The organism is Vibrio sp. HA2012 (assembly GCF_002812955.1).
In the GTDB taxonomy this organism is placed as follows: Bacteria; Pseudomonadota; Gammaproteobacteria; order Enterobacterales; family Vibrionaceae; genus Vibrio.
In genome coordinates this window covers 172,118-185,987 of record NZ_PFXK01000006.1, presented here as the reverse complement: position 1 = coordinate 185,987, position 13,870 = coordinate 172,118, and the positions used below count along the sequence as shown (strand labels likewise).

General features: G+C 45.0%; 15 protein-coding genes. 9 read left to right on the top strand and 6 right to left on the bottom strand.

The genetic code is table 11. From position 1 onward, the window contains the following. Positions 1-94: 94 nt before the first annotated feature. Positions 95-517: a ribonuclease E inhibitor RraB gene (rraB, locus tag CSW98_RS12740; RefSeq protein ID WP_100800863.1), complete on the bottom strand. Its 423-nt coding sequence runs from the start codon at positions 515-517 to the stop codon at positions 95-97. A 206-nt stretch (positions 518-723) separates the two neighbouring features. On the opposite strand from rraB, the gene arcA (CSW98_RS12735) reads away from it, so the two are divergent. The 9 genes from arcA (CSW98_RS12735) to CSW98_RS12695 all read left to right on the top strand — a co-directional run bounded on the left by arcA (CSW98_RS12735) (position 724) and on the right by CSW98_RS12695 (position 10,516). Continuing rightward, a complete protein-coding gene (gene arcA, locus CSW98_RS12735; RefSeq protein WP_100800862.1) occupies positions 724-1,944 on the top strand; it encodes an arginine deiminase in 1,221 nt (406 codons plus the stop codon). Between the two features lie 537 nt (positions 1,945-2,481). Further along, positions 2,482-3,927 (top strand): YfcC family protein, encoded by a 1,446-nt coding sequence (locus CSW98_RS12730; protein ID WP_100800861.1) that lies wholly within the window; start codon positions 2,482-2,484, stop codon positions 3,925-3,927. A gap of 161 nt (positions 3,928-4,088) precedes the next feature. Further along, positions 4,089-5,309, top strand: a complete 1,221-nt coding sequence (gene arcA, locus CSW98_RS12725; RefSeq protein WP_100800860.1) for an arginine deiminase — start codon at positions 4,089-4,091, stop codon at positions 5,307-5,309. Between the two features lie 54 nt (positions 5,310-5,363). Then, positions 5,364-6,278 (top strand): carbamate kinase, encoded by a 915-nt coding sequence (gene arcC, locus CSW98_RS12720; RefSeq protein WP_100800859.1) that lies wholly within the window; start codon positions 5,364-5,366, stop codon positions 6,276-6,278. A gap of 126 nt (positions 6,279-6,404) precedes the next feature. Then, on the top strand, positions 6,405-7,409 hold the full coding sequence (locus tag CSW98_RS12715; RefSeq protein ID WP_100800858.1) for an ornithine carbamoyltransferase: 1,005 nt from the start codon (positions 6,405-6,407) through the stop codon (positions 7,407-7,409). Between the two features lie 423 nt (positions 7,410-7,832). After that, entirely contained in the window at positions 7,833-8,762 is a 930-nt protein-coding gene (gene pyrB / locus CSW98_RS12710) for an aspartate carbamoyltransferase (protein WP_100800857.1), read from the top strand. A gap of 14 nt (positions 8,763-8,776) precedes the next feature. Continuing rightward, a complete protein-coding gene (gene pyrI, locus CSW98_RS12705) occupies positions 8,777-9,238 on the top strand; it encodes an aspartate carbamoyltransferase regulatory subunit (protein ID WP_100800856.1) in 462 nt (153 codons plus the stop codon). A 308-nt stretch (positions 9,239-9,546) separates the two neighbouring features. After that, positions 9,547-10,041, top strand: a complete 495-nt coding sequence (locus CSW98_RS12700; protein ID WP_100800855.1) for an arginine repressor — start codon at positions 9,547-9,549, stop codon at positions 10,039-10,041. 82 nt (positions 10,042-10,123) lie between these two features. Further along, complete coding sequence (locus CSW98_RS12695) at positions 10,124-10,516, top strand: RidA family protein (protein ID WP_100800854.1); 393 nt, start codon at positions 10,124-10,126, stop codon at positions 10,514-10,516. Positions 10,517-10,582: 66 nt separating this feature from the next. Here CSW98_RS12695 and CSW98_RS12690 read toward each other — a convergent pair whose 3' ends face one another. From CSW98_RS12690 to CSW98_RS12670, 5 genes are all read right to left on the bottom strand, one after another. Further along, the gene (locus CSW98_RS12690) at positions 10,583-11,317 is read right to left on the bottom strand and encodes a 1-acylglycerol-3-phosphate O-acyltransferase (protein ID WP_100800853.1); all 735 of its coding nucleotides are present in this window, start codon (positions 11,315-11,317) and stop codon (positions 10,583-10,585) included. 91 nt (positions 11,318-11,408) lie between these two features. Next, complete coding sequence (murA, locus tag CSW98_RS12685; RefSeq protein ID WP_100800852.1) at positions 11,409-12,674, bottom strand: UDP-N-acetylglucosamine 1-carboxyvinyltransferase; 1,266 nt, start codon at positions 12,672-12,674, stop codon at positions 11,409-11,411. 9 nt (positions 12,675-12,683) lie between these two features. Beyond that, positions 12,684-12,938: a BolA family iron metabolism protein IbaG gene (gene ibaG / locus CSW98_RS12680; protein WP_100800851.1), complete on the bottom strand. Its 255-nt coding sequence runs from the start codon at positions 12,936-12,938 to the stop codon at positions 12,684-12,686. A gap of 3 nt (positions 12,939-12,941) precedes the next feature. Further along, the gene (locus CSW98_RS12675; RefSeq protein WP_100800850.1) at positions 12,942-13,253 is read right to left on the bottom strand and encodes an STAS domain-containing protein; all 312 of its coding nucleotides are present in this window, start codon (positions 13,251-13,253) and stop codon (positions 12,942-12,944) included. Next, on the bottom strand, positions 13,253-13,870 hold the full coding sequence (locus tag CSW98_RS12670; protein WP_232733530.1) for an ABC transporter substrate-binding protein: 618 nt from the start codon (positions 13,868-13,870) through the stop codon (positions 13,253-13,255). Before CSW98_RS12670 ends, CSW98_RS12675 begins: the two co-directional genes overlap by 1 nt.

Sequence of the window (13,870 nt, the reverse complement as noted above, 5' to 3'; positions counted from 1 at the left end):
AACTTAAAGACCCCAAAGAAAGCAAATCTTTCTGAAAGGCTCATTATACCTCTGTCAAATGACAAAAAAGCGATGATTTTACCTGCTCAAACTTTTATTCTTCTTCGCTGTCCAGCTCATCTTCATCATCATACAAGGCATCTTCACCCTCGTAGAAAGTCCCCCAACCGTCATAGATAATGTCATATTTCTCGGCCAGATTAACCAGTTTTTCTACCTGTTCGTCGATCAGTTCTGCATTCAGTGCAGATTCCATTGTCGCGTCACAACACAGCAGGCGATGACCATCTTCATCTTCAGTTTCTTCTGCTTCCAAAACTTCAAATCCCATCTTAAAGGCTTCTACTGCCGCCTTTTCCAACGCTTCAAAACTCTCAGCAAACAGATGATGCTCAATCTCATACAGAGCGTCCGGCTCACTGCCGTCTTCAAGCAGTGCCGCAATAATTTCACGCGTCTCTTCCTGCTGAATAGCGATTAATTCTTCAACGGACATATATTCATCTTCATGAGACATAATGGAACTCCAGATAGTCAAGGTGGTTACAGATGGGTAATTTTGCCGGAAATATGGCACGGTTTACGATCAAATACCAGAAATTCTCAGTGAATAATTATATACCTCCACTTCATATTATCCCGACCAGAACGCCATGTTTCCCTCTTGCATCTTTTTCTCAAGCTTGTCATAACTAACTTAATCATACGCTGTAAGGAAACAAAATGAGTAAGTTATATGTTGGCTCAGAAGTGGGTCAGTTGCGTCGGGTACTGGTTCATCGTCCCGAACGCTCTCTAACCCATCTGACTCCGTCAAATTGCCAGGATTTGTTATTTGACGATGTACTGTCTGTCGAAGAAGCAGGAAAAGAACACGACAGATTTGTCCAGACCCTGATCTCTCAGAATGTAGAAGTATTACAGCTACATGATCTTCTGGCTGAAACGCTGGCGGAGCAGGAAGCAAAAGAGTGGCTTTTGCATCATCAGATATCCGATTTCCGTTATGGTCCGGTATTCGCGCAGGATCTAAGAGCCCATCTGGCTGATATGGATAATGAATATCTGGCCAATATACTTTTGGGAGGACTGGCCTATTCCGAAGTACCGGTACGCTCAGCGTCCATACTGCCCAAACTGCACCAGCCGGAAGACTTCGTCATTGAACCACTGCCCAATCATCTGTTTACCCGAGATACTTCCTGCTGGATCTATGGCGGTGTATCCCTGAACCCAATGACAAAGGCTGCTCGACAACGGGAAACCAACCATCTGCGAGCCATTTACCGCTGGCATAACACCTTCGCCAGCAATGACTTTATCCGTTACTTCGATGACGATAACCAATGCTACGATAATGCCAATATTGAAGGTGGTGATGTACTGGTGATCGGAAAAGGTGCCGTGCTGATCGGGATGTCAGAACGCACAACAGCACAGGGAGTGGAAAACCTTGCAGCCCGCTTGTTTGATTCTCAACAGGCAACTCAGGTCATTGCCATGAACCTGCCGAAACACCGCTCCTGTATGCATCTGGATACTGTCATGACTCATATCGATACAGATACCTTTTCTGTCTATCCCGCTGTTATTAACCATGAGCTGGAAACCTGGCGTCTGACGCCCAAAGGCCATGGGGAAATGGATGTCAAAGCAATGCCAAACTATATGCAGGCTATAGAGCTGGCTCTGGGACTGGATCAACTGAAAATTATTACGACCGGCGGAGACAGCTACGAAGCAGAGCGGGAGCAGTGGAACGATGCCAATAATGTGCTAACAGTAAAACCTGGTACCGTCATTGGCTATGAACGTAATGTCTATACCAATGAAAAATATGATAAAGCAGGAATAAAAGTACTGACAATTACAGGTAACGAACTGGGGCGAGGACGTGGAGGAGCCCGTTGTATGAGCTGTCCTGTGGAAAGAGACGGCATATAAATGTGATACAAATCACATTTACAACTATTTCTTAACGAAAACTATTTTTCTCCAAAGCCGGGTGAATATGCATAATATTCCCGGCTTTTTGCTTTTATTCATTCACTCATTGCGGATTTTTCGCAAAAAACAGAATAAATAACAGTTCAGGTACCATTTCAGCTTCCAGATCCCCTGTCATAACAGCGTTTAAGGCTTATGAGCCTGCATATTTCTGTAATTTATGCAGAAAATACCCACCACATATTTTGCTGTTTATTCATGAATAATCCATCACATCCATTTTCTGCCTATATTTCAGCCTTTGTTTATACAAAAAAAAGTGTGATAAATACCAAAGTTCACAGGAATTTATAGCGCTAAGATCTTCCTATAAATTAATCCAACAAAATATTAAAAGAATAAAGGAAAAGAATTACTCAATACTGAAACACACTTATACACATTAAATTATTCTGCCCGAATTCACGTTAAATAAATTTAGCGTGGCTTCATACACCCTGAATTTATTATTTAATTCAGGGAAGGAGAAAAAATATGACAACCCAAACAGTAAATAACGAAGGAAAAAGCAGTTTATTCGCTAACTTTAAGTTTCCTTCAGCCTATACCATTTTATTCGTCCTAATCGCCCTTGTTGCACTCATGACCTGGTTAATACCTGCCGGACAGTACGACAGAGTAATGAATGAAGAACTGGGACGCGAAGTCCCCGTGACCGGCACCTATCAATCAGTAGAAAGTAATCCTCAGGGAGTGATTGATGTGCTGTTGGCACCGATTGACGGTTTTTACGACCATAGCTCTTATGAAGCCGCTGCCATTGATGTTTCCCTGTTTATTCTGGTCATCGGCGGATTTCTTGGACTGGTAACCAAGACAGGAGCCATCGATGCAGGAATCGAGAGGGTTACCCACAAGCTGGAAGGACGGGAAGAACTGATGATCCCGATACTGATGGCTCTGTTTGCTGCCGGAGGAACAATTTACGGTATGGCAGAAGAATCCCTTCCCTTCTATACCCTACTGGTGCCGGTAATGATGGCTGCCCGCTTTGACCCTGTCGTTGCCGCAGCAACAGTACTGCTTGGCGCAGGCATCGGTACTCTGGGCTCAACCATCAACCCGTTTGCAACGGTAATTGCAGCCAACGCCGCCAGTATCCCTTTTACTGACGGAATGCTGCTACGTGTCGCAATGCTGGCTCTCGGCTGGGGTATTTGTGTCGCCTATGTGATGCGCTATGCCAAAAAGGTACGAGCGGATCAGAGCTGCTCTATCGTATACGATAAATATGAAGAGAATAAACATCATTTTCTGGGAGACAAAAGTGGAGAACAACTGACTTTTACTGGTACGCATAAACTTATTCTGCTGGTCTTCGGAGCCTCTTTCGCTACCATGATTTATGGCGTAGCCGTTGCAGGATGGTGGATGGCAGAAATTTCAGCCATGTTCCTTGCATCCACTATTATTATCGGTCTTATCGCCCGTCTGAGCGAAGAAGAATTCACCACCAGTTTTATCGATGGTGCCAGAGATTTGCTTGGCGTTGCACTCATAATCGGTATCGCCCGTGGTATCGTGGTGATTATGGACAGAGGAATGATCACAGATACGATTCTGTATTCTGCGGAGCAGGCTGTCACCGGACTTTCCTCCATCATTTTTATCAATGTGATGTACTGGCTGGAAATCCTGCTGTCCTTCCTCGTACCTTCATCCTCAGGACTAGCCGTACTGACCATGCCCATTATGGCTCCTCTGGCTGATTTTGCCGGTGTAGGACGGGAACTGGTTGTTACAGCCTATCAGTCAGCATCCGGCATTGTGAACTTAATGACACCGACATCGGCTGTTGTTATGGGTGGTCTGGCTATTGCACGGGTTCCCTATGTACGCTGGGTAAAATGGGTGGCACCGCTACTGGGTATACTCACCCTGTTAATTATGGCAATGCTAAGTATTGGAGCCATGATTTAAATAAATATTCTGAAATAATAAATAATATTTCCACTTACACAACTAAATTAGTTTTATACATAACTCAAGGGTTAAATAAATATCTTCATTGATATTTATTTAACCACCAATGACCGGAAAATATCTGGTTAATAATCGATTTAGATATAGAGAGAAAAATTATGAGTGATCTTTACGTTGGTTCCGAAATAGGCCAGTTACGCCGTGTTTTACTGCACCGTCCTGAACGGGCACTCAGTCATTTAACACCATCAAACTGCCAGGACTTATTATTTGATGATGTACTGTCTGTAGAATCTGCCGGAAAAGAACACGATGCCTTTGCCAATACACTGAGCCGTGAAGGTATCGAAGTTCTTCTGTTGCAGAATCTTCTTGCAGAAACTCTGGCTATTCCGGAAGCAAAAGACTGGCTGTTATCCAGCCAGGTCTCCCCTTATCGCTTTGGCCCCCGTTTTGCCGGTGATGTTCGCTGCTACCTTGGCGATCTAAGCAATAACGAACTGGCCTCTGTATTGCTGGGAGGATTGAGTTACGGAGAACTGCCTATTCCTTCCGGTTCAATGATGCGCGGTATCCATGACAAAGATGATTTTATTATCAAACCGCTGCCTAACCACCTGTTCACCCGGGATACCTCATGCTGGGTATACGGTGGAGTGTCCATCAACCCAATGGCAAAACGAGCCCGTCAGCGGGAAACCAACCATCTGCGCGCTATCTACCGCTGGCATCCGACATTCGCCGGACAGAGTTTCATCAAATACTTCGGTGATGAAGAGAAAAACTATGACCTGTCCACCATAGAAGGCGGTGATGTATTGGTTATCGGTAAAGGTTCTGTACTAATCGGTATGTCAGAAAGAACGACTCCTCAAGGTGTAGAACAACTGGCTTCCGGTCTGTTCAAGCACGGACAGGCAACACAGGTGATTGCTATAGAGCTGCCGAAACACCGCTCCTGTATGCATCTGGATACCGTAATGACCCACATGCGTGAAGATACATTCTCCATCTACCCGGAAGTGGTACGTAAGGATGTGAAATGCTGGAGCCTGACCGGTGATGAATCCGGCTCAGTAAACGTAAAAGAAGAAGGCTATTTCGTCACAGCAATCGAAAAAGCACTCGGTGTCGGTCAGCTTAACCTGATCACCACCGGCGGTGACAGTTTCGAAGCAGAACGTGAACAGTGGAACGATGCCAACAATGTACTGACCATCAGACCCGGAGTGGTTGTTGGCTATGAACGTAACACTTATACCAATGAAAAATATGATAAAGCCGGTATTACCGTACTACCGATTCCTGGCGATGAACTGGGACGAGGCCGCGGCGGAGCCCGTTGTATGAGCTGTCCGATCGAACGAGATGGCATCTGAGCCAAACATCCTCTTTCAGATGGTAATAAAAAACAATAACAAGTGAGACAGATTATGACAAAACCAACTGTTGTCGTAGCCCTCGGCGGAAATGCTCTGCTGCGCCGGGGAGAACCGCTGGAAGCAGAAACCCAGCGGCACAATATCGCGATTGCCGCACAAACTATAGCAGCCATTGCCAAAGAATATAACGTAGTTCTGGTGCACGGAAATGGCCCACAGGTCGGCTTACTGGCTCTGCAAGGACTGGAATATAAAAAAGTGAATCCCTATCCGCTGGACGTTCTGGGATCTGAAACACAGGGCATGATCGGCTATATGCTAATGCAGGAACTAAAAAATATCCTTCCGGAGAAAGAAGTTACCTGTATGCTGACACAGATGACGGTTAATCCTGCTGACCCAGCCTTTGCCAATCCGACTAAACCGATCGGACCGGTTTACGAAGAAGCAGAAGCCCGGGTACTGGCTGAAAAATACTGCTGGACAGTAAAACCGGATGGTAAGCATTTCCGCCGTGTCGTTCCGAGTCCTAAGCCTACGGGTATTATCGAGCGGGATGCGATCACAACGCTGATAAAAGAAAATCACCTTGTGATCTGTACTGGTGGCGGTGGCATACCAGTGAAACATGAACATGGTAAGCTGCTGGGAGTTGAAGCTGTCATTGATAAAGATATGTCAGCCGCTTTCCTTGCCAGACAACTGAATGCCGATGCATTACTGATATTGACCGATGCCGATGCCGTATATATCGACTGGGGAAAACCTACTCAGGAAGCTCTGCATAAAACCACACCAGCTCAATTGGCAGAATACTCGTTTGATGCAGGTTCGATGGGCCCTAAAATTGATGCTTCATGCGAGTTTATAAAAGCAGGTGGAAAACTGGTTGGAATTGGTTCACTGGAGGATGGCCTGCGTATCCTTCGCGGCGAAGCTGGAACAAATATTATTGCAAAAATATAGAATATTTATTCACTTTTTAATCTAAATAAGATACACATAGTAATAACGAATTCGGTTACCGCTGCAGCCACATTAAGCAGCCTGCCGCGGTAACCGTCGAAAAAGTTTTAATAAGAGGAATACAACATGGCTTTCAATCTTCGCAACCGTAATTTTCTGAAGCTTCTGGACTTCACTCCTCGTGAAATTCAGCATCTTCTGGATCTGTCTGCCGAACTAAAAAAAGCAAAATACGCAGGTTATGAACAGCCTCACCTGAAGGGAAAAAATATTGCCCTGATCTTTGAAAAAACCTCCACCCGCACCCGTTGTGCTTTTGAAGTCGCCGCATTTGATCAGGGAGCCCAAGTTTCCTACTTAGGCCCTTCCGGTTCACAGATCGGTCATAAAGAATCCATGAAAGATACCGCCCGGGTACTTGGCCGTATGTATGATGGTATTGAGTATCGTGGCTTTGGTCAGTCTATTGTCGAAGAACTGGGTGAATATGCAGGTGTACCAGTATGGAATGGACTGACTGATGAATTCCATCCAACCCAGATTCTGGCAGATTTTCTGACCATGCAGGAATTTGCCCGTGGAAAAAAATTGCATGAAATAACTTTTGCCTATCTCGGCGATGCCCGTAACAATATGGGGAACTCCCTGATGGTCGGTGCAGCCAAAATGGGGATGGATATCCGCCTTGTTGCCCCTAAACAATTCTGGCCAGAAGAAGAACTGCTGGCAACCTGTCGCAACATTGCTGCAGAGACAGGAGCTAAAATTACTCTAACCGAAGATGTCGCTGAAGGCGTAAAAGGCTGTGATTTTCTATACACCGACGTATGGGTTTCCATGGGTGAATCTAAAGACGCATGGGATGAGCGCGTGAAGCTGATGACACCATATCAGGTCAATATGGATATGATCAAAGCAACGGGTAATCCTCACGTGAAGTTTATGCACTGTCTACCTGCTTTCCACAACGATGAAACAACCGTAGGTAAAGAAGTCGCTGAAAAATATGGTATGAAAGGACTGGAAGTCACCGAAGAAGTCTTTGAATCGGACTACTCTATCGTCTTTGACGAAGCAGAAAACCGTATGCATACCATTAAGGCAGTTATGGTTGCCACATTAGGCGATTAACTTAAAATCATTCCATTTTTATCTGTAATACCGACAAAATGTCAGCTTCCCAAGCTGGCATTTTTTTCATTCAAACATCAATAAAAACCAACTAACAAACTGATAATAAAGGGAAAACAGAGTAAAAGCACTCTAACTTTCAGTGCATAATTTTTCATCTTATGAATAGGTTACGCAATCGCTTGCCTTCACAAAAGATAGAGGTATAATCCTCTGCAATTTGTCTGGGGAGAGATAGAAAATGAGCCTTGTGTGTCAACACAATATCGCCGGTTACCGACCAGAATCTGTGGTTACCCGTTTCTATTTTTCTTTTCCGGAAAAATTAAGCCTCCTTGTTTAAGGGGGCTTTTTTTTGTTCTGTATTCAGGACGTTTCCAGACACAAAACATCTTTTAACAGATAACAAGAGGGAAGAGAACCATGGCGCATTCGCTATATAAAAAACATATCATTTCCATCCCGGAGTTAAACAGAAGCGAACTTGAACTCATCGTCAATACGGCCGGAAAATTAAAAGCAAAGCCGAATCCGGAATTACTGAAAAATAAGGTTGTTGCCAGTTGTTTTTTTGAGCCATCCACCCGAACCCGCCTCTCTTTTGAAACCTCTATTCAACGTCTGGGAGGGACAGTGATCGGTTTTGACAGCGGTGGTAACACATCTCTGGCTAAAAAAGGCGAAACACTAGCTGACTCTGTACAAGTCATTTCCTCTTATGTTGATGCTTTTGTCATGCGCCATCCACAGGAAGGAGCAGCCCGACTGGCTTCTGAGTTTTCCAACGGCGTTCCTGTCGTTAATGGCGGCGACGGAGCTAACCAGCACCCGACCCAGACTCTGCTTGATCTCTTCTCCATCTATGAAACACAAGGCCGTCTGGACAACCTGAATGTCGCTCTGGTAGGTGACCTGAAATACGGTCGCACCGTTCACTCACTGACTCAAGCACTGGCTAAGTTTGATAATAACCGTTTCTTCTTTATCGCACCGGAAGCACTGGCAATGCCGGACTACATCTATGAAGAACTGGATGAAGCAGGGATCCCATACAGTCTTCACAAAGATATGGAGAGCGTCATTCCTGAACTGGATATCCTATACATGACCCGGGTGCAGAAAGAACGTTTTGATGAATCAGAATATGCTCATATTAAATCCGCTTTTATTCTGGATGCCGATATGCTGGAACAGGCCAAGAATAATCTGAAAGTACTGCATCCGCTTCCTCGTGTAGATGAAATCACAATAGCGGTGGATAAAACCCCGTATGCCTATTATTTCCAGCAAGCAGAAAATGGCGTGTATGCCCGCCAGGCGCTACTTGCACTGGTACTGAACGAAGAACTGTAAGGAGAGGATGCATCATGTCGAATAAAACAAAGCTACAGGTTGAAGCTATCAAAAATGGTTCTGTTATCGATCATATTCCAGCACATATCGGTATCAAAGTATTAAAGCTATTTGGTATGGATAACAGCAATCAGCGCATTACCATGGGTCTGAACCTCCCGTCTTCCGCTCTGGGAGCCAAGGATCTGATCAAAGTAGAAAATACTTATATTACGGAAGAACAGGCTAACCAACTGGCTCTGTATGCACCACATGCAACCGTAAATCAGATAGAAAATTATGAAGTCACCAGAAAGCTGGTACTCTCGCTGCCGGAACAGATTCTGGGGGTATTTAAATGCCCGAACAGCAACTGCATTACCCACGGCGAGCCAGTAGAAAGCAGCTTTAAAGTGGTTGAAAAAGCAAACAATATACAGCTGAAATGTAAGTACTGTGAAAAAGTATTCTCCCGGGAAATTATGACCGAAAGCTAATATAACTGTAATACAGAGCACTCCTGAAGTGCTCTGTATTAAACGTCTCCGAAAACAGGAATAAAACCCGCTTATCTCCGCATAAGAATTCAGTCAATAACACTATAAAAACGCAATATTTCAGTGTTTTTTTTGGTGAGCCATATCAATAAACCCACCAGAGCACGCTGATATACTTAACAAATCATTAAAAACAGAGCTACTCAGAAATCACATCTGATTCGTTTATACCTATGGTTCATTTATACCAGGCCCGATAACGAAAACTCGAGTAACACTGGTCTCTTATTTGCTATAAGGAATCGAGTATGTCTTATACAGATATATCGGCTCAGCCCCATGACTGCGCACATGAAGAAAATATCACAGCAGCCTGTAAACGCTTACTGCAACAACAGAGCTTTACCACACAGGACGATATCCGCACCGCACTGATCACTCAGGGATTTCTGGATGTCAGCCAATCCACAGTTTCCCGGTTATTATCCCGTTTGAATGTAGCGAAAATACCGAATGCGTACGGCAAAAAAGTGTACTGTCTGACAGTAGAAAGTGAAGATGTACGGGTAAATTCCTCTATCGCGTCTCAGATAGAGTTTATTACTCACAATCAACTGGTGGTGGTTGTCCGGACACACCCCGGTTGTGCCCAACTGGTTGCACGCCTTATTGATGTACAGCCACATAAAGAAATCTTAGGTACAGTCGGAGGTAACGATACCGTAATGGTTGCTCCCCGCGATATCAACCATATCGATGCCTGTGAGGAAGTGGTACGCAGCCGACTGGGAGTGCCTGCATAATCAGGCAGAAAAAACTTTTGACCTGACAGGCATGTCGCTGCAAACTGTCCTGCACAACAAAGCTCATTAAAAAGGATACATAATGACTAAAGTTTTACACACAGAACAGGCTCCAGCGGCTATCGGCCCATATGTTCAGGGCGTTGACCTTGGCAATATGGTAATGACGTCAGGTCAGATCCCGGTTGTTCCGGCAACCGGTGAGATTGTCGCTGAAGATGTTGCCAAGCAGGCTCGTCAGTCTCTGGACAATGTAAAGGCCGTTGTTGAATCATCAGGCCTGTCTGTCAGCGATATCGTAAAAATGACTGTATTTGTAAAGGATCTGGCTGATTTCGGAACCGTTAACCAAGTATACGGAAACTTTTTCGATGAACACGGTGTAGCAAACTACCCGGCACGTTCCTGTGTAGAAGTAGCCCGACTGCCTAAAGATGTAAAGATTGAAATTGAGGCAATTGCGGTACGCAAATAGAGCAAAAAAATTCCCACGCAACTGCGTGGGAATCCATATCAAAATTCAAACAGTTCATCCGTATTCTTATTTACCACCAACATTCAGGCGATCGACTTCAGCATCCAGCTCCGCCAGCTTCTGTTCCATTTGCTCCCGGCATTGATCCGCCAGCTTACGTACATCCGACTTTGTGCAGCCTTCTGTACTGATCGGTGGCAGCATCTCAATGATCACATGTCCGTTATTCCATTGATTCAGATTCAGTTTTCCCTGTGTTGTACTGCATACAATAGGAATAATAGGGACACCGGCACCGATAGCGGTATGAAAAGCACCGGTTTTAAACGGAAGCAGGCCTCGCCCGCGGGATCGGGTTCCTTCCGGAAACATCCACACAGAAAGATCACTGCCTTTCATCTTCTGAATAACCTGCTCTATAGTTCCTACGGCCTTGGTCCGGTTAAAACGATCAATAAGAATATTACCGGTCAGCCAGTAGATCTGACCAAACAAAGGGATCCACAGCAGACTTTTTTTACCAACAGTCACCACCTTAGGGGTCACTGCTGCAGAAACCGTAAACAGATCCCAGGTATTCTGATGATTAGCGATATAAACATGCTGCCCGCGATCATAGGCATTTTCCGGTAAACGAACCGATAACTTATAACCTAAAATGCCAGAAATCCGGCTGAACAGACGGCCGATAACAAACACATTCTTCGGGTTACGCGGACTCATCAGGCAATACCCACAGCCAAATACAAACATCAGCACAGCAAAAATTGCGACCACAATAATACGCAACAAAGCAATCATCTTTTATCTCCAGCAGAATCCCTGCCGCTCTCCAAGTTAAAAATAAAAAAGCCGAAACCTTAAGATTTCGGCTTTAATAGCTGAACCAATCTTAACCAGCTCCGTGAATACGCTGAATATCAGCGCCTAAAGCAGATAACTTGTCTTCAATTTTATCGTAGCCACGATCAATATGATAGATACGATCCACGATGGTTTCGCCTTCAGCGATACATCCCGCAATCACCAGACTGGCAGAAGCGCGCAAATCCGTGGCCATTACCTGAGCCCCACTCAGCGTTTCCACGTCACCGCAAATAACGGTATTGCCTTCAATTTCAGCTTTTGCACCCATTCTCTGTAATTCAGGCACATGCATAAAACGGTTTTCAAATATAGTTTCGGTGATCACACCTCCACCTTGGGCAACCATATTCAGTAAGGTAAACTGCGCCTGCATATCAGTAGGGAATCCTGGATGCGGTGCGGTACGGATATTAACAGCTTTCAGTTTCCGGCCAGTCATATCAAGGCTAATCCAGTCATCACCGGTCGTTACTTCGGCTCCGGCTTCTTCCAGCTTCGCCAGTACCGCTTCCAGCAGGCCGGAGCGGGTATTGCGACAGGTAATCTTACCTCCGGAAACAGCCGCCGCAACAAGGAAGGTTCCGGTTTCAATGCGATCCGGCACAACAGCATGTTTGCCACCACCAAGACGTTCTACCCCTTCAATAGTAATGGTATCGCTACCGGCACCGGATATTTTTGCTCCGATGGTATTCAGGAAGTTAGCTGTATCGACAATCTCCGGCTCACGAGCAGCATTATCCAGTACCGTTTTACCTTCAGCTAGAACAGCAGCACACATAATGGTAATCGTGGCTCCTACACTGACCTTATCCATGACGATATGCGCCCCTTTAAGGCGTCCGTCTACCTCAGCTTTTACATAGCCTTCATCCAAAGTAATGGTCGCACCAAGCTGTTCCAGACCATGAATATGCAGATCAACCGGCCGGGCACCAATGGCACAACCACCAGGCAGAGAAACCTGTCCTTTACCAAAACGAGCAACCAGCGGCCCTAATGCCCAGATGGATGCCCGCATCGTTTTAACCAGATCATACGGAGCACAATACTCGTTGATATTGCTGCCGTCGACATGTACTGAACCATTACGTTCTACTGTTGCCCCCAACCGCTTCAACAGTTCCATGGTGGTATCGATATCTCGCAATTTAGGGACATTAGCGACTTCAACCGGCTCTTCAGCAAGAATAGAAGCGAATAAAATAGGCAGAGCAGCATTCTTTGCTCCGGAAATAAGAACCTCACCCGTCAGAGGACGACGTGAGCCTTTAATTTGAAACTTATCCATTAAAAAACCTTAAAAAGACATCAGCTTTTTATCACGTTCCCACTCTTCAGGTGTGAACGTTTTTATAGAAAGGGCATGTATATCATTATTTTGAATGTGTTCCATCAAAGGAGCGTAAATTAGTTGTTGTTTTTTGACACGGCTCATTGCTTCAAAACAAGCATCTACAGCAATTATCTCAAACTGGCTACCGTCCCCTTTAACATGAATTTCCTGCAATACTAATGCAGTATCCAGAATTTGCTTTACTTCAGCAGCTTCCATTGATTAACCTTTTTTTATTTTAATATGTTCGAGCATGACTGCCTCGATATTACTCAGCCGGAACAGAGTGTGAAGCTGTTCCGGTACAAAGCTGAGTATTATATGACAACCGGAACATTTCGCATGTTCAATCAAATGGATCAACATCACCATTCCGGCAGAATCTATACGTTTCACCTGTTCCAGAGAGACTTCTACCTCATTCACTTCAGGCTGCCAGCTTTGCAGGCGTCCCCATAGTTCCGGAACCGTATCTCTGCTGAGATCACCATTCAAACAATACAACTGCGGTGTTTTCTGCTGCCACTGACTCATTACTGACTACCCTTCTCGCCTTCAAAACGAATTGGCTGAGCGGCAAGCCGTTCCAGTTCCTTACTGACAGCAGAAATTCCATCTTTACGGATCATTCCGTTCCATTCTGACTGTTTGCTGGAAAGCATACTAATGCCCTCCACAACCATATCGAAAGCTTCCCACTCACTGGTTTTCTTATCTTTACGCAGTTTAAATTCCAGCAGGATATTCGGACGGGGAGCATCGATGACATCCATCTTAACAGACAGGATCCGACGATCATCAGGCACCGTCTGTTTAGGTTCAAATTCAATGACCTGATCCTGATACAGGGTCAGTGCCTGAGCATATGTAGTCACCAGATAACTCTGAAAAGCATCCACAAATTGTTTTACATGCTCTTTGTTTGCACCTTTCAGATTCGGCCCCAGCAGTTTTAATGCTGCATAGCGGTAATTAACATAAGGCATCAGCTCTTCCTGAACAACCACCTTGAGAATATCCGGATCCGTCTGGATCTGTGGCTGCTCAGCTTTCAGACGCTGAAAAGTATTTTCCGCCACCACTTTAATCATGTCATAAGGCTGGGTTTTATCGACCACAGACTGCGCCTGAACACCAAACGAAATAAGCAT